At 69.3% G+C, this 21081-nt stretch carries 17 protein-coding genes; 14 read left to right on the top strand and 3 right to left on the bottom strand.

From position 1 onward, the window contains the following. The first annotated feature begins 33 nt into the window (after nt 1–33). The 10 genes from ACY48E_RS08565 to ACY48E_RS08520 all read left to right on the top strand — a co-directional run bounded on the left by ACY48E_RS08565 (nt 34) and on the right by ACY48E_RS08520 (nt 12417). A complete protein-coding gene (locus ACY48E_RS08565) occupies nt 34–2685 on the top strand; it encodes a valine--tRNA ligase (protein WP_462871720.1) in 2652 nt (883 codons plus the stop codon). Next, entirely contained in the window at nt 2682–4091 is a 1410-nt protein-coding gene (gene folC / locus ACY48E_RS08560) for a bifunctional tetrahydrofolate synthase/dihydrofolate synthase (protein WP_462871719.1), read from the top strand. The genes ACY48E_RS08565 and folC overlap by 4 nt, the downstream gene beginning before the upstream one ends. Then, nucleotides 4088–4510: a DUF4233 domain-containing protein gene (locus tag ACY48E_RS08555; protein WP_462871718.1), complete on the top strand. Its 423-nt coding sequence runs from the start codon at nt 4088–4090 to the stop codon at nt 4508–4510. The genes folC and ACY48E_RS08555 overlap by 4 nt, the downstream gene beginning before the upstream one ends. 58 nt (nt 4511–4568) lie before the next feature. Beyond that, a complete protein-coding gene (ndk, locus tag ACY48E_RS08550) occupies nt 4569–4982 on the top strand; it encodes a nucleoside-diphosphate kinase (RefSeq protein ID WP_462871816.1) in 414 nt (137 codons plus the stop codon). Between the two features lie 360 nt (nt 4983–5342). Beyond that, nucleotides 5343–8483: a translation initiation factor IF-2 N-terminal domain-containing protein gene (locus ACY48E_RS08545; RefSeq protein WP_462871717.1), complete on the top strand. Its 3141-nt coding sequence runs from the start codon at nt 5343–5345 to the stop codon at nt 8481–8483. Between the two features lie 246 nt (nt 8484–8729). Further along, nucleotides 8730–9041, top strand: coding sequence for a 50S ribosomal protein L21 (gene rplU / locus ACY48E_RS08540; protein ID WP_462871716.1), 312 nt, complete (start codon nt 8730–8732; stop codon nt 9039–9041). 38 nt (nt 9042–9079) lie between these two features. Further along, a complete protein-coding gene (gene rpmA, locus ACY48E_RS08535) occupies nt 9080–9343 on the top strand; it encodes a 50S ribosomal protein L27 (protein WP_462871715.1) in 264 nt (87 codons plus the stop codon). A 126-nt stretch (nt 9344–9469) separates the two neighbouring features. Continuing rightward, a complete protein-coding gene (gene obgE / locus ACY48E_RS08530) occupies nt 9470–10921 on the top strand; it encodes a GTPase ObgE (RefSeq protein ID WP_462871714.1) in 1452 nt (483 codons plus the stop codon). After that, entirely contained in the window at nt 10918–12024 is a 1107-nt protein-coding gene (gene proB / locus ACY48E_RS08525) for a glutamate 5-kinase (RefSeq protein WP_462871713.1), read from the top strand. Before obgE ends, proB begins: the two co-directional genes overlap by 4 nt. Before the next feature lie 51 nt (nt 12025–12075). Beyond that, a complete protein-coding gene (locus ACY48E_RS08520; protein ID WP_462871712.1) occupies nt 12076–12417 on the top strand; it encodes a DUF1801 domain-containing protein in 342 nt (113 codons plus the stop codon). Between the two features lie 7 nt (nt 12418–12424). On the opposite strand, the gene ACY48E_RS08515 is transcribed toward ACY48E_RS08520, so the two are convergent. Further along, nucleotides 12425–13255 carry a Sir2 family NAD-dependent protein deacetylase gene (locus ACY48E_RS08515; RefSeq protein ID WP_462871711.1) on the bottom strand — a complete coding sequence of 277 codons (831 nt, stop codon included), beginning with the start codon at nt 13253–13255 and terminating at the stop codon, nt 12425–12427. 210 nt (nt 13256–13465) lie between these two features. On the opposite strand from ACY48E_RS08515, the gene ACY48E_RS08510 reads away from it, so the two are divergent. Beyond that, nucleotides 13466–14890, top strand: coding sequence for a hypothetical protein (locus tag ACY48E_RS08510; protein WP_462871710.1), 1425 nt, complete (start codon nt 13466–13468; stop codon nt 14888–14890). 42 nt (nt 14891–14932) lie between these two features. Next, on the top strand, nt 14933–15469 hold the full coding sequence (locus ACY48E_RS08505) for an SDR family NAD(P)-dependent oxidoreductase (protein ID WP_462871709.1): 537 nt from the start codon (nt 14933–14935) through the stop codon (nt 15467–15469). Nucleotides 15470–15581: 112 nt separating this feature from the next. Here ACY48E_RS08505 and ACY48E_RS08500 read toward each other — a convergent pair whose 3' ends face one another. Further along, nucleotides 15582–17717 carry a RecQ family ATP-dependent DNA helicase gene (locus tag ACY48E_RS08500; RefSeq protein ID WP_462871708.1) on the bottom strand — a complete coding sequence of 712 codons (2136 nt, stop codon included), beginning with the start codon at nt 17715–17717 and terminating at the stop codon, nt 15582–15584. Nucleotides 17718–17769: 52 nt separating this feature from the next. Here ACY48E_RS08500 and ACY48E_RS08495 point away from each other — a divergent pair, with 52 nt between their 5' ends. Both ACY48E_RS08495 and ACY48E_RS08490 read left to right on the top strand, forming a co-directional pair. Beyond that, nucleotides 17770–18219 carry a rhodanese-like domain-containing protein gene (locus ACY48E_RS08495; RefSeq protein ID WP_462871707.1) on the top strand — a complete coding sequence of 150 codons (450 nt, stop codon included), beginning with the start codon at nt 17770–17772 and terminating at the stop codon, nt 18217–18219. 211 nt (nt 18220–18430) lie between these two features. Beyond that, the gene (locus ACY48E_RS08490; RefSeq protein WP_462871706.1) at nt 18431–20044 is read left to right on the top strand and encodes an HNH endonuclease; all 1614 of its coding nucleotides are present in this window, start codon (nt 18431–18433) and stop codon (nt 20042–20044) included. On the opposite strand, the gene ACY48E_RS08485 is transcribed toward ACY48E_RS08490, so the two are convergent. Further along, nucleotides 19963–21066, bottom strand: a complete 1104-nt coding sequence (locus ACY48E_RS08485; RefSeq protein ID WP_462871705.1) for an NADH:flavin oxidoreductase/NADH oxidase — start codon at nt 21064–21066, stop codon at nt 19963–19965. The genes ACY48E_RS08490 and ACY48E_RS08485 overlap by 82 nt on opposite strands. Between the last annotated feature and the right edge of the window lie 15 nt (nt 21067–21081).

The following is a 21081-nucleotide window of genomic DNA, read 5'->3' as shown; positions in this document are numbered from 1 at the left end:
TCTTGCTCCGAGGGCGCCGACTAGAATCGCCCGGTGACCGAATCGACGCCTGATCAGGCCCGCACGCCCGCCGACCAGCTGCCCAAGAACTGGGTTCCGGGCGATGTGGAGGCCGATCTCTACGCCGGGTGGGTCGACGCCGAGTACTTCACCGCCGACGCCACCAGCGACAAGCCCGGCTACTCGATCGTGCTGCCCCCGCCCAACGTCACCGGCAGCCTGCACATGGGCCACGCACTCGACCACACGTTGATGGACATCCTGGCGCGCCGCAAGCGGATGCAGGGCTTCGAGGTGCTGTGGCTGCCCGGCATGGACCACGCGGGCATCGCCACGCAGTCGCTGGTGGAGAAGCAGCTCGCCGCCGAGGGCACCACCAAGGAGGAACTCGGCCGCGACGAGTTCATCGAGCGCGTGTGGTCATGGAAGCGCGAGTCCGGCGGCACCATCGGCGCGCAGATGCGACGGCTCGGCGACGGGGTCGACTGGTCGCGGGAACGTTTCACCATGGACGAGGGCCTCTCGCGTGCGGTGCACACGATGTTCAAGCAGATGTTCGACGCCGGTCTGATCTACCGGGCCGAGCGACTGGTGAACTGGTCGCCGGTGCTCGAGACGGCCATCTCCGACATCGAGGTCAAGTACGAGGACGTCGAGGGCGAACTGGTCTCGTTGCGGTACGGCTCGCTCGACGATTCCGAGCCGCACGTCATCGTCGCCACCACCCGCGTGGAGACCATGCTCGGCGACACGGCCGTGGCCGTGCACCCGGACGACGAGCGGTACCGGGACCTGGTGGGCACCACACTCGCGCACCCGTTCCTCGACCGGCAGATCCCGATCATCGCCGACGATTACGTCGATCCCGAATTCGGTACGGGTGCGGTGAAGATCACCCCGGCGCACGATCCCAACGACTTCGAGATGGGGTTGCGGCACTCGCTTCCGATGCCCTCGATCATGGACGAGAAGGGCCGGATCACCGGCACCGGAACACAATTCGACGGGCTCGACCGGTTCGAGGCCCGCGTGAAGGTGCGCCAGGCCCTGGCCGAGCAGGGCCGCGTGGTCGCCGAGAAGCGGCCCTACCTGCACAGCGTGGGTCATTCCGAGCGCAGCGGTGAGCCCATCGAGCCGCGCCTGTCGATGCAGTGGTGGGTGAAGGTGGAGTCCCTCGCCGCGGCGGCCGGCGACGCGGTTCGCAGCGGTCACACCACCCTGCACCCGAAGAGTCAGGAGCCGCGGTGGTTCTCCTGGGTCGACGACATGCACGACTGGTGCATCTCGCGCCAACTGTGGTGGGGCCACCGCATTCCCATCTGGTACGGCCCCGACGGGGAGGTGCTGTGCCTCGGCCCGGATGAGACCGCGCCGGAGGGCTATCGCCAGGACCCGGACGTTCTCGACACCTGGTTTTCGTCGGGACTGTGGCCGTTCTCGACCATGGGCTGGCCCGACCGCACCGCGGACCTCGAGAAGTTCTATCCCGTCTCGGTTCTCGTGACCGGATACGACATCCTGTTCTTCTGGGTGGCGCGCATGATGATGTTCGGCACCCTGGCGGCAGATCAACTGCCGGGCGGCGTTCCGTTCACCGACGTGTTCCTGCACGGGCTGGTGCGCGACGAGTTCGGGCGCAAGATGAGCAAGTCCAAGGGCAACGGCATCGACCCGTTGGACTGGGTGGACAAGTTCGGCGCCGATGCCCTGCGCTTCACTCTCGCGCGCGGCGCGCACCCGGGCGGCGACCTGTCGGTGGGCGAGGGGAATGCACAGAGCTCGCGCAACTTCGCCACCAAGCTCTACAACGCGGTGAAGTTCGCGCTGATGAACGGTGCCGAGATCACCGAACTCCCGGCACGTGAGCATCTTTCGGACTCCGACCGCTGGATCCTCGATCGGTTGGCGGCCGTGCAGGCCGAGGTGGACGAGGCTTTCGACCGCTACGAGTTCGGCAAGGCCTGCGAGGCGCTCTACCACTTCGCATGGGACGAGGTGTGCGACTGGTACCTCGAGCTGGCCAAGGTGCAGATCGCGAGCGGCGCGGCGGAGAGCACCCGTGCCGTGCTGGGCGCGGTGCTCGATTCGCTTCTGCGCCTGCTGCATCCGGTGATCCCCTTCGTCACCGAGACCCTGTGGAAGACCCTCACCGGCGGCGAGTCCCTGGTCATCGCGTCGTGGCCCGCACGTGCGGAGGGCGAGCCCGATGCCGTTGCGGCCCGGCGGATCGACGATCTGCAGAAGCTGATCACCGAGGTGCGGCGCTTCCGCAGCGACCAGGGTCTCGCGCCCAAGCAGAAGGTGCCCGCGCGGTTCGGCGGCACCGAGGCTGCCGACCTCGCGGGCGTTCTTCCGGCTGCCTACGCGCTGTCGTTCCTCACCGAGGCGGTGGACGGCGACTTCACCCCGTCGGCGTCGGTGCAGGTGCGGTTGAGCGGGGGCACGGTGAGCGTGGAGGTCGACACCTCCGGCACCATCGACGTGGCCGCGGAGATCAAGCGGGCGGAGAAGGACCTCGCCGCGGCGCGCAAGGAACTCGACACCACCACGGCCAAGCTCGGCAACGAGCAGTTCGTCTCCAACGCCCCGGCGGCGGTGGTGGAGAAGATCACGGCGCGCCGGCAGGTGGCCACCGAGGACATCGAGCGGCTCACCGCACGCCTGACCGAGTTGAGCCGGGCGTGAGCTCACCCGAGCCGGGTCCGGTGGATCTGGCGGAGTTCACCCTCGTCGAGGTCGAACTCGATCGGCGCTGGCCGGAGACGAAGATCGAGCCGTCGCTCGCGCGGATCAGCGCGCTGATGGACATCCTCGGCAACCCGCAGAACAGCTATCCGACGATTCACGTCGCGGGAACCAACGGCAAGACCTCGGTGACCCGAATGATCGAGTCGCTGCTGCGGGCGTTCCATCGACGTACCGGGCGCACCACCAGCCCGCACCTGCAGGTGGCCACCGAACGCATTGCGGTGGACGGGGTTCCGATCTCGCCGCGCACCTACGTCGATACCTACCGGGAGATCGCACCGTTCGTGGAGATGATCGATTCCCGCAGCGAAGCCGCCGGCGGACCGGCGATGAGCAAGTTCGAGGTGCTCACGGCCATGGCGTTCGCCGCGTTCGCCGAAGCGCCCGTCGACGTGGGTGTGATCGAGGTGGGTCTCGGCGGTCGCTGGGACGCCACCAACGTGATCGACGCGCAGGTTGCCGTGATCACCCCCATCGGACTGGATCACGTGGAGTACCTGGGGTCCGATCTCGCGGGCATTGCCGCCGAGAAGGCCGGAATCATCAAGAAGGCCAGGGACTCTGTGATCCCGGTCGATACCGTCGCCATTCTCGACGAGCAGGTCCCCGAGGTCGCGGACGTGCTGCTGCGCCGGGCCGTGGAGACCGACAGCGCCGTCGCGCGCGCCGGGTCGGAGTTCCGCGTACTCGCCCGGCGAGTGGCCGTGGGTGGCCAGCAGCTGCAACTGCAGGGCCTCGGTGGCGTGTACGACGACATCTTCCTGCCGCTGCACGGAGAACACCAGGCCCGCAACGCTTCCCTGGCCCTGGCGGCGGTGGAGGCGTTCTTCGGTGCGGGTGCCGAGCGCGGACTCGACGCCGACACCGTGCGGGAGGGGTTCGCCTCGGTGGTCAATCCCGGCCGCCTCGAGCGGGTTCGCAGCGCCCCGACGGTGTTTCTCGACGCAGCCCACAACCCCCACGGGGCACAGGCCCTGGCGAGCGCGCTGACGACCGAGTTCGACTTCCGCAAACTGGTCGGTGTCGTGGCTGTGATGGCGGACAAGGACGTCAGCGGCATTCTCACCGCGCTCGAGCCCGTACTCGACGAGATCGTGGTCACCCACAACGGCTCCGCCCGGGGGATGGCGGTGGACGAACTGGCCGACGCCGCGGTGGCTCGGTTCGGCGACGAGCGCGTCGTCGTCGCCGACACGCTGCCGGACGCCATCGAGGTGGCCGTGAGCATCGCCGAGGACACCGTCGACGACGGTGAGGCAGTATCGGGTGCAGGTGTGGTGGTGACCGGATCCGTCGTCACGGCGGGTGCCGCACGCACCCTGTTCGGGAAGGATCCGGCATGAGCGAGCAGCCTGCCTACGACGACATCGATCCGGAGACCGGCTTCCGCGCCCCCATCACCGATCCCTGGAAGGGATTTCGAGGGGTGTGCGCCGGCACGCTGGTCCTCGAGGCGATCGTGGTGTTCCTGGCCCTGCCCGTGGTCGCGACCGTGGGCGGTGGGCTCAGCTGGATCTCCACGCTGTACCTGGTCGGGGTGGGGCTCGCGCTGATCGCGGGCGCCGGTTTGCAGCGTCGCCCGTGGGCGATGACGTTCACGCTCGTTCTGCAGGGACTGCTGCTGCTGGGCTTCCTCGCCCACCCGTCGATCACCGCGGTCGGGGTGATCTTCTCCCTTGTGTGGGGCTACATCCTGTATCTGCGCCGCGACATCAGGCGACGCATCCGGCAGGGCCGCCTGGCCGGCCAGCGGGACTTCTAGGGCGCTCGGCTCGCCCGCGATCGGGCCCCCTAAGCTGAACGGCGTGAGCGCGCAGACCGTGACAGAGAAGACGCTGATCCTGATCAAGCCCGACGGCGTGGCCCGCCGATACGTCGGTGAGATCATCGGCCGGATCGAGCGCAAGGGCCTGACCCTGGTCGCGCTCGACCTCCGGACGGTCAGCCGAGAGGTGGCGCAGGAGCACTACGCCGAGCATGCCGATCGGCCTTTCTTCCCCGGTCTGATCGACTTCATCACCTCCGGCCCCCTGGTGGCCGCCATCGTCGAGGGCCCGCGTGCCATCGCCGCCTTCCGCCAGCTCGCGGGCGGAACCGACCCCGTCGAGAAGGCCGTGCCGGGCTCGATTCGCGCCGACCTCGCGCTCGACGGCGGCGAGAACCTCGTGCACGGCTCGGACTCGCCCGAGTCCGCCGCGCGCGAGATCGCGCTCTGGTTCCCCTCCCACTCCTGACGCTCTCGCCCGCGCGCCGAAGGGCGCTTGTGGCGTGAGCGAGCCACCGAGTGTGGGATAGTGGGAGGCGGTTGCACCGCAACCGGATGACACCGACACCTCGATGCCCGTCATCGCGAACGTCGTCGCAGGACTTCCCTGCGGCACGCCACGCTGAGGATCAGGCGCTCGAGAAGTTGGGCCGTACCAGCCATCCGACCAGGCAACGCTCGAACGCTCGTGGTGACTACAGTCGCTCGGTTCGTGCGGAGCGAGACCTATTTCCCGTCCTCGGCGACGATGCGGGATACGAACCAGCCCCTGCGTGGCCGCGTCTTCACTCTTCCGTCGTGTGCGCGCCCGGGGGCCCGAGGAGAACACGTGGCCGACCACGAGCCGCACGACACACCGTCCACCCCCGCACTCGAGATTCCCGACCGGATTCGCGTGCACGCCCTGGCGAAACTCCTGGGTGTCACCAGCAAGCAGGTGATGTCCGCGCTGGTCGACGCCGGATCCAGCGCCCGCAACGTCCAGTCGTCGGTGCCCCGGGCGGAGGCGCAGGCCGTTGCCGCGGCGCTCGGTGTCGCAGGTGATGCGGGTGCCGCGGCAGATTCGGCTGTCGTAGGGGAATCTGCGCCGTCCGAGGCGACTGCCGTGGACACCGCCGCCCCCGTCGCGGATCTGTTCACCAACATCGAAGCGCAGACGGCCACCGTGGCACCCGCCATGGCCGCCGAGGTGCCGTTGTTCCTGCAGCCCGAGATCCCGGAGCCGGCTCCGGTCGCCGCGGCCGACGACGACTCACCCGCCGAGGACACCGTCGCCCGGGCTCCTCGCCGGCGCCGTCGTCGCTCCGGCGGCTCCACCGGTGCAGCAGAGCAGCAGGCTGCCGACGAGGGCCGCACCGGTGAGACCGCATCCGGCGACGCCGTCACCGAGGCGAGCGCAACCGAGGCGAGCGCAAGCGAGGAGACCGCAAGCGAGGAGACCGCAACCGAGGAGACCGTCGGCGATCAGGGCGAGGACGAGGCCGGTGCCACCGGTCCACGGCGTCGTCGGCGTGGTCGGCGTGGTCGAGGTCGTGGTCGTGGCGACGCAGCCGGTGAGGAGTCGGCCGAGACCGATGCGGCCGACGCCGACACAGCTGACACCGAGACGACCGAGGCCGATACGACCACCAGCGACGCGGCCGCCCTCGGCACACCCGATGCCGATACCGGCGATGCCGCGGATGCTTCCGAGTCCGCGGACTCCGAGACCGCCGAGGCAGGGGAGGACGAGGAGAGCACGGGAAGTCGCCGTCGTCGTCGCCGCCGCCGTCGCAAGTCCGGTTCCGATTCCGCGGATGATGCGTCCGACGACGATCCGCCGAACACCGTCGTGCACGAGCGCGAACCGCGCAACAAGCAGCGCTCGCGCGACGAGGTTCAGGGCATCGCCGGATCCACGCGACTCGAGGCCAAGCGCCAGCGCAGACGCGACGGCCGCGACGCCGGTCGCCGTCGTCCGCCCATTCTGAGCGAGGCCGAGTTCCTCGCTCGTCGCGAGGCGGTCGACCGGAAGATGGTGGTGCGGCAGAAGTCGCTGGCCGGTCACCCCGATCTGACGCAGGTCGCCGTGCTCGAGGACGGGGTGCTGGTGGAGCACTTCGTCACCAGCACGTCGTCGGGGTCGATCGCGGGCAACGTCTACCTCGGTCGCGTGCAGAACGTGCTGCCGAGCATGGAGGCGGCGTTCATCGACATCGGCAAGGGCCGCAACGGGGTCCTCTACGCCGGTGAGGTGGACTGGGACGCCGCCGGCCTCGGCGGTAGTGCCCGCAAGATCGAGCAGGCTCTCAAGCCCGGCGATCAGGTGCTGGTCCAGGTGAGCAAGGACCCGGTGGGGCACAAGGGTGCCCGCCTGACCACGCAGATCTCACTGGCCGGTCGCTTCCTGGTCTACGTTCCCGGAGGATCGTCCACCGGCATCAGCCGCAAGCTCCCCGACACCGAACGCAAGCGGCTCAAGGACATCCTGCGCGAGGTGGTCCCCGCCGACGCCGGCGTGATCATCCGCACCGCATCCGAAGGGGTCAGCGCGGAGGAACTGGCCCGCGACGTCAGTCGGCTGCAGGCGCAGTGGGCTGCCATCTCCGAGGCCGCCTCAGCGGCCGACTCGGGGAGGGGCACCGGCCCGCAGAGCCTGTACGAGGAGCCCGACCTGCTGGTCAAGGTTGTCCGCGACCTGTTCAACGAGGACTTCTCGACCCTCGTCATCGAGGGTGAGCGCGCCTGGTCGACCGTGCAGAGCTACATCGAGACCGTCGCGCCCGACATGGTCGAGCGGGTTCAGCGGTACGAGCCGACGTCGAAGGACGTCGACGTGTTCGCCGCGTACCGCATCGACGAGCAACTCGCCAAGGCCCTCGATCGCAAGGTGTGGCTGCCCTCGGGTGGCACCCTGGTGATCGACCGCACCGAGGCGATGACCGTCGTGGACGTCAACACCGGCAAGTTCACCGGTGAGGGCGGCAACCTCGAGGAGACGGTTACACGCAACAACCTCGAGGCCGCCGAGGAGATCGTGCGGCAGATGCGTCTGCGCGACATCGGCGGCATGATCATCGTCGACTTCATCGACATGGTTCTCGAATCCAACCGCGACCTCGTGCTGCGTCGTCTCACCGAGGCGTTGGGCCGTGACCGCACCCGCCACCAGGTTTCCGAGGTCACCTCGCTCGGACTGGTGCAGATGACGCGCAAGCGCATGGGGACCGGCCTCGTGGAGGCCTTCTCGACCACCTGCGAGCACTGCCACGGCCGCGGCATCATGATCCACCAGTTCCCGGTCGAGCACCGTTCCGACGACGGTCGCGACGGCTCCCGTGGCGGCAGCAGGTCCGAGTCCTCGGGCAGCTCCCGTCGTCGCCGAGGGGGTCGGGACAAGTCCGATTCCCGCGCCGAGGGTGGCGCCGAGACTGCCGGTGTCGACGCCGAGGATGCCGACGACGTCGCCGCCCGCCGCGCTCACCCCGTAGCCCTCGCGATGGCAGCCCACCACGCCGACGATGCCGATCCGGCGGTCGAGGCCTCCGCCGCGGCCGAGCCGGCGGTCGAGGACACGGCCGCGGCCGAGCCGGCGGTCGAGGACGCCGCCGCGGCCGAGCCGGCGGTCGAGGACACCGCAGCGGAACCGGTCGCCGAGCCTGAGCCGGTGGTCGACGCCGAGGTCGACAGTGCACCCGAGCCCGTCGCCGAGGCCACGCCACAGCCGACTCCGGAGGCCGCGCCGCGTGCGCGCCGCGGTCGGCGGGTTGCGCGGGCAGCGGCGGCACCGGCCGGTGATTCGGCCGGAACCGTGATCGTGGTTCCCGCGTCCGACGCCGACGCCGACGGTGCGCCCGCGCCCGCTCCCGCGGCGCCGCCGTCGACCACGACGGGGACGGCCTCGGTGGCTGTGGTGAAGGCCGCGAGCCGTCCCGCGCGCCGCCGTTCGGCGGCCCGTCCGGCGGGTCCGCCCGCCGACGAGCAGGGCTGATCGGGCGGTTTGACCAGCCGTAGCGCTCTGCCGTAGCCTTGGACGGTCGCTGTTGGCGACGCGGTATCGCCCTGCCCGCTGTGCGGGATGGCTCGCGTGGCCCGTCCGGCCGGTGGCCGCGTCCGACACGCGACCGTGCTGCACCACCCGGCACGTGACCGTGCTGCCCCAACGGGGCAGCAACAACCTGACCTTCTCGTGCCTGTGGCCCGAGATTCGTTCGAAGAAGCAAGGGGAAGCCCTCCGATGGCAACGTACGCGATCGTCAAGACCGGCGGAAAGCAGTACAAGGTCGCTGTCGGCGATCTCGTCGAGGTCGAGAAGATCGAGGGAGCGCCCGGCACGGCTGTCTCGCTTGCTCCGGTTCTCGTCGTCGACGGTTCCGACCTGACCACCGATGCGGACAAGCTGGCGAAGATCTCCGTCGCCTCCGAGATCGTCGAGCACACCAAGGGCCCGAAGATCCGCATCCACAAGTTCAAGAACAAGACCGGCTACCACAAGCGGCAGGGACACCGGCAGAAGCTGACCGTCCTCAAGGTCACCGGAATCAAGTAATCGCCCAACCGGCGTGACAACCCAGGAGGGTTAGCAACATGGCACACAAGAAGGGCGCGTCCAGCTCACGCAACGGTCGCGATTCCAATGCACAGCGTCTCGGCGTCAAGCGCTTCGGCGGCCAGTCGGTGAGCGCGGGCGAGATCCTCGTTCGTCAGCGCGGCACCCACTTCCACCCCGGCGTCAACGTCGGCCGCGGTGGTGACGACACGCTGTTCGCTCTCTCGGCCGGCTCGGTGCTGTTCGGCACCAAGCGCGGACGCAAGACCGTCAACATCGTTCCGGCTGCCGCAGAGGCCTAATTCTGCGACGAATCGGGCCCGCGGTCCGATCCGATCATCTCCCGACAGGGGCGGACCAGGGCCACGTGCTCTGCATCCGCCCCTGTCGGCGTTCTCCACCCGCTCCTGGAAGGACCACCCGCTGTCATGTCCCGTTTCGTAGACCGCGTCACGCTGCACGTCAGCGCGGGCAAGGGCGGTAACGGGTGTTCCTCCGTGCACCGCGAGAAGTTCAAGCCCCTGGGCGGACCCGACGGCGGCAACGGTGGGCGCGGTGGTGACGTGATTCTCGAGGTCGACCCCGGCGTGCACACCCTGCTGGACTTCCACTTCCATCCCAATGCCAAGGCCACCAACGGTGGTCAGGGAGCCGGCAGCAATCGCGACGGCGCCAACGGTGAGGACCTGATCCTCGCCGTCCCCGATGGCACCGTGGTGCTCGACGACACCGGGCGCATCCTCGCCGACCTGGTCGGGGAGGGCACCAGGTTCCAGGCTGCGTCGGGTGGGCGAGGAGGACTGGGCAACGCCGCGTTGGCATCTCGCGCGCGCAAGGCGCCCGGATTCGCGCTGCTCGGTGAGCCCGGCGTGGCACGTGATCTGGTGCTCGAACTCAAGTCCGTGGCCGACGTGGGCCTGGTGGGTTTCCCCAGTGCAGGCAAGTCGTCGTTGGTCTCGGTGCTCTCGGCGGCCAAACCGAAGATCGCGGACTACCCCTTCACCACGCTCGCGCCGAACCTCGGTGTGGTGTCGAGCGGCACCACCACGTTCACCGTCGCCGACGTCCCGGGCCTGATCCCCGGCGCCAGTCGGGGCAAGGGACTGGGGTTGGACTTCCTGCGTCACCTCGAACGGTGCGCGGTGCTCGCGCACGTGGTCGACTGCGCCACACTCGATCCCGGCCGCGACCCGATCTCCGACATCGATGCGCTGGAAGCCGAACTGGCCGCGTACCGCCCCGCTCTGTCCGGTGACGCGAGTCTCGGCGATCTGGCGGACCGTCCCCGCATCGTCATCCTGAACAAGGTGGACGTGCCCGAGGCGGCCGAGCTCGCCGAGATGGTCGGACCCGAGATCGCCGAGCGGGGCTGGCCGGTGTTCTCGATCTCGGCGGTCAGTCGAGAAGGTCTGCGGCCGTTGACGTTCGCGCTCGCACAGCTCGTGGCCGACTACCGCGTGGCTCATCCGAAGGCCGCGCCGCGCCGCCAGGTGATCCGTCCGATCGCCACCGACGAGTCGGGCTTCTCGGTGATCGTCGATCCGGACGTGCCGGGTGGTTTCATCGTTCGTGGTTCCCGGCCGGAGCGCTGGATCCAGCAGACACAGTTCGACAACGACGAGGCCGTGGGTTACCTGGCCGATCGCCTCGCCCGCCTCGGCGTCGAGGACGAGCTGGTCAAGAAGGGCGCCGTTGCCGGGGCATCGGTCACCATCGGTGACGTCAGCTTCGAGTGGGAGCCGCAGACACCCGCGGGCGTGGACGTGACCATGACCGGCCGCGGCACCGACTCCCGCATCGATCAGGTCGAACGCATCGGGGCGGCCGAGCGCAAGCACGCCCGCCGTGTGCGGCGCGGTCTGGACACCGACGACCGGTGAACACCCGCACCCAGATCGCCACCGCGCGCAGCGTCGTGGTCAAGATCGGATCGTCTGCCCTGACCAGCCTTGCCGGTGGCCTCGACACCGAACGACTCGACCGGCTGGCCGAGGCACTGGAGGCACGCATGCGGGCGGGCTCGGATGTGATCGTGGTGTCGTCCGGTGCCATCGGTGCGGGCCTCGCGCCGCTGGGGCTGCGCAAGCGCCCCACCGATCTGGCCACCAAGCAGGCCGCCGCCAGTGTGGGGCAGTTGGCTCTGGCGTATGCGTGGGGGGCGTCGTTCCGCCGGTTCGATCGCACCGTGGGGCAGGTCCTGTTGACCGCCGACGACCTCAGCCGGCGCTCCAACCATCGCAACGCCCAGCGCACGCTGGACCGCTTGCGCGCGCTCGGCGCGGTGGCCGTGGTCAACGAGAACGACACCGTCGCCACCACCGAACTGCGCTTCGGCGACAACGATCGACTCGCAGCGCTCGTCGCTCATCTCGTCGGTGCCGATGCGCTGGTCCTGCTCTCCGACGTCGACGGTCTGTACACCGGTGACCCGCGCAAGGACCCGCAGGCGCAGTTCATCGCCGAGGTGGCGGGCCCTGAGCATCTCGACGGCGTGATCGCGGGGTCGGGCGGTGCGCTCGGGACCGGCGGGATGGCGTCGAAGCTGTCGGCGGCGCGCCTGGCGGCCGACGCCGGGGTTCCGGTGCTGCTCGCCGCCGCATCGGACGCCGCCGCTGCACTCGCGGGCGATCCGGTGGGAACGGTGTTCACGGCGAAGCCGCATCGGCTCTCCGCCCGGCGATTCTGGGTGCGCCACGCCGCGGACACCCGCGGCGAGATCCGCTTGGACCCCGGCGCCGTCCGCGCCGTGCTCGAGCGGCGCAGGTCATTGCTGCCGGCGGGCATCACGAGTGTGATCGGCTCGTTCGGAGCGGGTGACGTGGTGTCCCTGTGCGATGGGGACGGCGCCGTGGTGGCGCGCGGGGTGGTGGCCTACGACTCCATCGAGCTCGAATCGATGCTCGGGCGATCGACGATCGATCTGCCGCCGGACCTCCAGCGGCCCGTCGTGCACGCGGACGATCTGGTGTCCGCCACGTCGTGATGAGGTGACGTCCTGATGGGGTGTCCGGGTGGGCGAGTACCCTCGTCGGCCATGACCGGTGACTGGCGCGCGCAGACCGTCGAGACGATTCGGGCCGCGATACTCGCTGCCGACGACGAGGTGGTCGAGGAGATCAAGTGGCGCAAGCCGTCCAATCCCGATGGTGTGCCCACGTTCTCGTGCGCGGGCTTGGTGTGCACGCTCGAGACCTACAAGGACAAGGTGAAGGTGACCTTCGCCAAGGGAGCATCGATCGACGACGCGGCGGGGCTGTTCAACGCAAGTCTGACCGCCGGGACCCGGCGGGCCGTCGACATCGCCGAGGGTGCGACACCAGACCTCGCGGCCTTCACCGATCTGGTGCGCCGCGCGATCGCGGTGAACCGCTCCTGATGTCCGGTCAGGCGAGCGCCGACGCCGCCGCCGCCAGCTCCGTGAGTACGTCCGAGCATCCGAGTTCGAGCTTGGCGGTGGCAAGTTCGTCGCCGCGGGTCGCGCCGCGGTTGACGATGAACACCGGCTTGCCGTGCTTGTGGGCGTGCCGGACGAATCGCAGGCCCGACATCACTGTCAGCGACGAGCCCAGCACCAGAAGAGAGGTGCCCGCATCCACCATGTCGTACGCGGCGCGCACACGTGGCTTGGGGACGCTCTCGCCGAAGTAGACGATGTCGGGTTTGAGGATCCCGCCGCACTTCTCGCACGCGACCATGCGGAAGTGCGCGGTGCTCTCGATCATCGCGTCGCCGTCGGGTGCTATCTCCACGCCCGTCGCCGGGGTGACGGTGTCGGCGAACCCCGGGTTCAGTCGGTGCAGTCGCTCGTCGAGTTCGAGGCGTGAGATCAAGGCGTTGCAGCTCAGACATCGGATGCGCCCGTACACCCCGTGCAGGTCGATCACATTCCGTGAGCCCGCCTTGGTGTGCAGCATGTCGACGTTCTGAGTGATCACACCCGTCATCAGTCGGCGCTGCTCGAGCGTCGCCAGCGCACGGTGGCCGGCATTGGGTCGGGTGCTGTCCATGTGACGCCACCCGATGTGATTGCGCGCCCAGTAGTGGCGTCGAAAGTCCTCGCCGCTCATGAACTGCTGGAAGGTCATCGGGGAGCGCGCCGGCGACGACGGACCTCGGTAGTCGGGGATTCCGGAGTCTGTGGACAGCCCCGCTCCGGTGAGAGCGACCACGCCACCGGCCGCGACGGCCGACACGAGTGAGTCAGGAAGGTCCACCCGATCCAGAATAGGCGCGGTCTCGACCCGCCATTGTGGCGAGAATGGTTGCCAAATCGTTGTCTGCCCTCACGGCGCGGGAGTTACAGGTGAGGCAGGAGTGACTCTAGGGTCCCGAGAACTATGAGGCTCCTCTCCACCCGGCTGCGTCGTTCAACCCGGCTGAGTCAGTCAACCCGGCTGCGTCCGAGAACCCGTGCACTGACCTCGGTGGCGTTGCTCGCCGCGATCGCCGCTCCCGCGGTGGCGGCGGGGGTGTACTTCGTGGGCAGCTCACCGGCACCGACGTCCGTTTCGACGCAACCGACGTCGTCGACTGCCGACCCTCTCGCGCCTGCGCGGAAGTCCCTGGCGGCGACCACGCTTCCGCTCGGACTGATCACCGCGTCGCTCGGCACACTCACCACCGGTAGCGCCGAGATCGACGACGGCGCACACCGGATCTCCGACGGACTGCACACCGCGCGCAGTGGATCGCGCGATCTCGCCGACGGCATGGTGGCCCTGCGTCAAGGTGTGTGGGCGCTCGGTGACGGATCCACCAAGGTCAGCGGTGGCGTCAACCAGGTGGTGGACTCCCTCGCGGGCATCGGCGCGGTACAGGGACAGGTGGAGCTGATCGTGGGGCAGGTGATCGACCAGCTCGCCACCAGTACCGACCCTGCGGCCAAGAGTGCCGTCGACCAACTCACCACGGTCAAGACCACCCTCGCCACCGCCGGGCTGGGGAGCGAGGTCATGGCTCGCCTGCGCGACCTTCAGTCGGGTGCCGCAGCAGTGTCGTTCCAGCTGACCGACCCCAAGTCCGAGTTCGTCGACGGTCTTGCCCGTGCCACGAACGGATCGGCCGCCCTGCGCGACGGGTTGGTCACGCTCGACGACGGTGCCGCCAAGCTCGCGGTGGGTACCACCAGCCTGGTCGACGGTGTGCGTCCCATCCCCGGCGTGGTGTCCACGCTGCAGACCAACCTCACCACCGCCACCCGGTCACTCCCCCCTGCCGACTCCCTGGCGGCCGGCGGCGCGGGCGCGGCGGAGGGCACCGCGACCTACGTCGTACGACCCGCGGCGCCCCAGTGGCCCTTCCTGGTGGCGTCGTTGGTTCTGGTGGGTGCGGTGCTCGTGGGGTGGCTGCGCCCGGGAGCTGTGCGGTTCCCCGCGGCCCTGACTCTGATCATTGCCGCGTCGGCGCTGCTGACCGTGTGGGGGGCGTCGCGTGAGCTGTCCGTCGGCGCTTTCGTCGTGACCGGAGTGGTGCTCACTGCCTGGTCGGGAGCGTTCGTGGCAGCCGGGCGGGCGGTGGTTTCGTTGGTCGGTGCGGGCCGCGCGGTTCTCGCCGCTGTGGCCGGTCTCCAACTCGTGGTGTGCGGAGCTGTGGGCGTCGGTTCGTGGGGGTCGTCCGCCGACAGCGCCGCGTCCACGGTTGCGTCGTTCCTGCCGCTCGGGCAGCTCATCACCGCGCTCGGCGACGTGGCGGGCTCCGGCCCGGGGATGCCGACCATCGTCTCCGTAGTGGTTGCGGTGGCGATCATCGCGGTCGCGTCGGTGGTCCGGACCGCGCAGTTCTCTACGGGTGGACCCGCAGCGGTCTCGGCCGAAACACCACACACCGCCCTGGTTGACTCCGTACCCTGAGGGCAACTTTCGACCACGTCGATTGGGGAGGTGGGGCCGGCGGTGCTGCTGGAAGGTCAGAATGCCGTCGTGTACGGCGGCGCCGGTGCGGTCGGCACGGCGGTCGCCCTCGCCTTCGCCCGCGAGGGCGCCGAGGTGCACCTCGTGGGCCGCACGATGTCGCGTCTGCAGGCCGTGGTGGACCGCATTCACAGCTTCGGCGGGATCGCCGAGGCCATGGTTGTCGACGCTGCCGACGAGGTGGATGTCGATGAACACGTCGACCTCGTGGCCGCTCTCTCGGGAAGCGTCGACCTCTCGTTCAATGTCACTGCCCTCGATCGGGCGCATCCCGAAACCGGCCTGCGCTCGCAGGTGCTCACCACGTGCGCCGCAGCGAGACACATGATGTGCCAGCGGTCGGGGGTGATCCTGCTGCCCGGCTGGATCGCCGGCCTCGACGTGCTGCGGCGCTCGTTGAGCACCGAGATCGGTGCCCGCGGGGTACGTGTGATCCAGGTTCAGAGTGCGGGCATCACCGACATCGCCCGTGCTGCCGTGTCGGCCGCTGCGAACGGATTCGCCGGGCGCGCAGTCTGAGCGTTCGGTGCCGCATCCGGATCCGGTGCGTACTACGTCGGGATGGCCAGGGCTCGGTGGGTGTGGCCAGGGCTAGGTGGGTGTGGCCAGGGCTAGGTGGGTGTGGCCAGGGCTAGGTGGGTGTGGCCAGGGCGAACGGCAACACCGCCTCGGCGCCGGCGTGGCGCAGGGCGCGCGCAGCCATCGTCAGGGTCCACCCGGTGTCGGAGAGCATGTCCAGCAACAGGATCGGCCCGGAGACGTCCGTGAGATCGGGGGGATCGAACGCGTCGACCAGCCCGGCCACGGCGAACGCGGAGTTCGCTGCCGCCCTGATCGGGACGTCGGGCCGCCGCCGCAGAACGCCGAGGTCGGTCAATCGGCCGACCCGCGCCAGCCGCGCGCCGAGATCTCCCAGGAGGTGGCCGTGCCCGGTGGTGTCCATGACCATGATCGCCGACGGGCGGGTCGCCCAGTCCCAGGTGGCCAGCACCGTGATGCATGCCTTCTCGAGAGCGTCCGTCGCCGGTTCGTCGGGCCCGTCGAGCAGGGCACGCAATCGTGGACCCCACACCGGATCCGACAGGCGCCCGAGCACTCGTCCGGTCTCGGGTCCGTCGGTGATCCTCCCCGAGAGCGAGACCCCCACCTTCGCCAGGCCGGTGGGCCACTGCTTGCGGAACGGCAGATCCACCCCGGGGCGGTCGAGTCGGGAGCGGGTGGCGGCGACGGTCTCGGGATCGACCTGCGCGGAATATGCTGTGCCCGTGCAGTTGTCGCATCGCCCGCACCGGTCCCGCTCGGCGCTGCCGGTCAGTTCGGGATCATCGAGTTGGCGCCGCAGGAAGGCCATGCGGCACTCGGTGGTGCTCTCGTACTCGAGCATCGCACGCTGCTCGCTCAGCCGCGCCTCGTCGAGCCGCTCGTAGCGTTGCGCGTCGTAGGTCCACGGCTGTCCGGTGCCGACCCATCCACCGCGTACACGTCTGACGGCCCCGTCGACGTCGAGCACCTTGAGCACCATCTCGAGGCGGGTGCGCCCAAGCTCGACGAGGGGCTCGAGGGCCTGGGTGGACTGCGCTCGCTCGGAGTCGAGCACCTCGAGAACTCGCCTCACCACGTGTTCGCGGGGGAACGCGACGGAGGCGAAGTAGCTCCAGATTCGCTGGTCCTCGGGGCCGGGGAGCAACACCACCTCGGCGCGCTCGGTGGCGCGGCCGGCGCGGCCCACCTGCTGGTAGTAGGAGATCGGCGACGATGGTGCACCCACGTGCACCACGAACCCGAGGTCCGGCTTGTCGAAGCCCATGCCCAGTGCCGACGTGGCGATGAGCGCCTTCACCCTGTTGTGCTGCAGATCCTGTTCCGCTGCTTCGCGTTCGGCCGGATCGGTCTGCCCGGTGTAGGCCGCGACGGTGAGGCCGCGTTCGGTGAGCAGCGACGCCAGGTCGGTGGCCCCGGCGACGGTGAGGCAGTACACGATGCCCGACCCGGGTAGCGAGTTCAGATGCTCTGCCAGCCAGGCGATCCGAGCCGTCGGGTCCGCGATGCGCACCACCGACAGGTGCAGCGATCGACGTTCGAGCCCACCGCGCAGGATCGTCGTATCGGACCCGCCCACTCCCAGTTGTGCTGCGACGTCGGCCACCACGCGGTTGTTGGCGGTGGCCGTGGTGGCCAGCACCGGGATACCGTCGCGTAGGTCGGCAACCAGGGTGCGGATGCGGCGATAGTCGGGGCGGAAGTCGTGGCCCCAATCGGAGACGCAGTGCGCTTCGTCCACCACGATCATGCCGGCATCGGCGGCGAGCGCGGGCAGCACGGCGTCGCGGAAATCAGGGTTGTTCAGCCGCTCCGGGCTCACCAGGAGCACGTCGAGTTCGCGGGCCCGCACGCGTGCATGGATCTCGTCCCACTCGGTGACGTTGCCGGAGTTGATGGTGGCTGCAGCCACCCCCGCGCGCTCGGCCGCGGCCACCTGGTTGCGCATGAGGGCGAGCAGGGGCGAAACGATGACGGTGGGTCCGAGACCCTGCTCACGCAGGAGCCGCGCGGAGATGAAGTACACCGCCGACTTGCCCCACCCGGTTCGTTGGACGACCAGCGCACGACGGTGGTGGACGACCAAAGCCTCGATGGCGGTCCACTGATCCTCGCGCAACACTGCCGATTCACCGGCCAGCTCGCGTAGCAGCACCGCGGCTCGGGTGCGCAGCGCGGTCACGGTGCTGGGGTCGGTGTGCTCGTCGGTTCGGGAGGCTGTGGCCATGAACCGACCGTAGCCCCGCGGTCCGACAGCGTCGTCCGCTTTAATGGCGCCCATGACACCGCCCCTGACTGCGGCCGAGTTCTTCGCCGCCAAGCTCGCCTACGAGACCGATCCTGCCGATCTGGCTGCCGCCCGCTCGGGCGGAGCAGCGCCGCTCGTGATCGACGTCCGCAATGAGCAGGCGTGGTTGCAGGGCCACATTCCCGGCGCCGTGCACGTACCGAATGCCGAGCTGGCCGCGCGTGCCGGGGATGTGGCTCCGGATCTGCACGCCGCGATCGTCGTCTACTGCTGGGGTCCCGGGTGCAATGGGAGTACGCGCGGTGCGCTGACGCTCGCCACACTCGGGTACTCGCAGGTCAGGGAGTTGATCGGTGGGTTCGAGTACTGGGCGCGCGAGGGCTTTGCCATCGCGTCCGCGTCGGGTCGCTCGCGACGGGCACCGGATCCGCTGACGGCCCCGGTTACGGAAGGTTCTTCGGAAAGTTCGACAGAACTATAGAACATACGTTCGATTCTGAGGTAGGCTGCCGGAACGATGCCAGGGAGGCGTCGGTTCGGGGGTTTCGATCGTGCGTTTCGAAGATTGCACAGGTGTCACCAGCACGGGCGCTGTCACCAGCAGGGGCGCTGTCACCTGTGCGACCACATTCGAGGGATCCGTTCGCGCTGCATTGACAGGGCATGAGATCGCAGGGTGGTCGGCCAGTTCGTTGGAGCAGCACCTGGCGGGTCTCGAGCGCCTCGCCGCGACCATCGCGGCGGAACAGGCGCGGGTGGTGCACAGGATGCACACGGTGGCCTCGTCGGCGGATGCCGCGCAGAAGCAGAGAGACGCTCAGGAGTTCGACGGAACCACGGTGCCGTCGCGACCCGGTCGCGCGGCGGGTCTGGCGCTGGTCGTGGGCCTGGCGTGCCAGGTGTCGCCGAGCACGGGCGCGCGCACCATCGATCGTGCGTGTCGGCTGGTCACCCGGTTGCCATCTGTGATGCGACTGCTCGAGCAGGGTCTGCTGACGTCAGCGCGGGTGCAGGTTGTGGTCGATGCGGCCGCGGTGCTGGGCGACGATGGTTGCGCAGAATTGGATGCGCGAATCGCCGAGCGGTCGAGCGAGCTGTGCGGCGCGTCCACTGCCAGGGTGCGCGAACTCGTGGTGGCCTGGATCGCCGAACTCGATTCCGATGCCGTTCTGGCGAAACGAGATTCGGCCGTGCGGGGGAGACGGGTGACGTCGTCCCCGCTTCCGGACGGGATGGCGAGAATCTCCATCACCGCGCCGATCGACCAGTGCGCGTACGTGATCGGTGCCCTGCGGGCGAGGGCAGCGCAGGTGATCGCGACCGGTGATCCCGCCGGTCGCACGCGAGGTCAGATCATGGTGGACCTCGCCGTCACTCGGCTGACCGGACAGTCCGTCGCAGATCAGGTTCCCACCACCGTCGACCTGGTGATCTCCGACGAGACGCTCTTCGCCGGTGGCGCCGAGCCCGGATGGTTGGGGGACGGCACCGCGATCCCTGCCCCGCTCGCGCGACGGCTCGTGCGCGACAGCGTGCTCGGCCCGTCGGATTGTTCACCCCCGCCGAGGATTCCAGAGCCACCCCCGGTGGTCCGGGACGGGGATCGGCCGTTACCGGTTGCCGGGGACTTCGGTGCCGCTGCTCGATACGGCGTGCTGGCTGATGTGCTCGGGGGTGACAGGCCGAGGGAAGGCGAAGGTGTGGGCTCTGCAGAGAGGGGATGCGCCGAGTCCCCGAGCGCGGAGGAGGTCGATGCCACGTTCCGGGTGGCCGAACTCGAACTGCTGCTGGCCGCCACGGTGAGTGCGGCCGACAGCGCTGCGGCTCGTGTTCGCAACGCGGCGGCCACGCAGTTGCGACTGCTGTACGCATGCCCCGAGACCGGTGCGCTGACAGCCACCAGGTCGCGGTCACGGACCTTCCCGACGGCGCTGGCCACGATGATCGACCTGCGGGACGGTGGTCGATGCCGCACTCCGTTCTGCGGAGCACGGATCGCCCATCACGATCACGTTCGGCCGTACGCGCAGGGCGGCTCGACGTCGCTGGCCAACGGGTCGGGCCTGTGCGCGCGATGCAACCTCGTCAAGGATGCGCGCGGCATAGTCACCGACACCGACACCATCGAGGCCGAGCGGCACACGACGCGGATTACGACTCCGGGTGGTCGCTACGTCTCGACGGCACCCCGCATGCCAAGCCCTACGCAGGCCGCAGGAACAGCTCAGTACGCCCGGGCGTACTGCCGGGGCGGAGCGGGGTCGATGTCCGCACCCAGCTCACGGGCGGCGCGGCGAGGCCAGTAGGGATCGCGCAGCAGTTCGCGCGCGAGGAACACGGCGGTGGCGTCGCCCTCGGCCACGATCTTCTCGGCCTGGCGGGGTTCGGTGATCATGCCGACCGCCGCGGTGGGGATGCCTGTCTCGCTGAGAAGGCGGTGGGCGAAGGGCACCTGGTAGCCGGGCTCCACGGGAATCTGCGCGCCGGGGTGGTTGCCGCCGGTGGAGACGTCCACCAGATCGACTCCGAGTTCACGAAGTTGACGGACCAGGATCACGGTTTGCTCCGGCGTCCAGGTGGCGGAGTCGACACCGAGGTCGTCGCCCACCCAGTCGGTGGCCGAGACCCGGACGAACAGCGGAAGATCCGTCGGGATGGCGTCGCGGACGGCGGCCACCACCTCGCGCAGCAGCCGGGTCCGGCCGTCGAACGATCCGCCGTAGTTGTCGGTGCGGTGGTTGGACTCGGGGGAGAGGAACTGGTGCAGCAGGTACCCGTGGGCCGCGTGGATCTCGACCACCTCGAAACCGGCACGAACCGCGCGGACGGCGGCGGCACGGAAACCATCGATCACGGCCGTGATGTCTGCGCCGGTCATCTCCCGCGGCGGCGTGTACGAGCCGAACGCGATGGCCGACGGACCGATCGTGGTCCAGAACAGCGGGTCGTCCGATGCGAGTGAGCGGCCACCCTCCCAGGGGACGGTCGTCGAGCCCTTGCGTCCGGCGTGGGCCAGTTGGATGGCGGGTACGGCGCCGAAGGATCGGATGTCGGAGGTGATCTCGGCGAGGGCGCCGACCTGTTCGTCGTTCCACAAGCCCAGGTCGGCCGGGGTGATGCGGCCAACCGGGTCGACGGCGACGGCCTCGGTCATGACGAGGCCGGCGCCGCCGATGGCACGGGATATCAAGTGAGTGCGGTGCCAGTTGTTGACCGTGCCGGTCTCGGCGCCGCTGGTGGCAGCGGAGTACTGGCACATCGGCGACACCCACACCCTGTTGGGGATGGTCGTGCCGCGCAGGGTCAGGGGTTGGAACAGGTTGCTCACGGGTGGGTCCAACCT

This window comes from Rhodococcus sp. AZ1, assembly GCF_054979605.1.
Note: the sequence above shows the minus strand (reverse complement) of the source record. Positions and strands in the feature narration are given on the sequence as shown.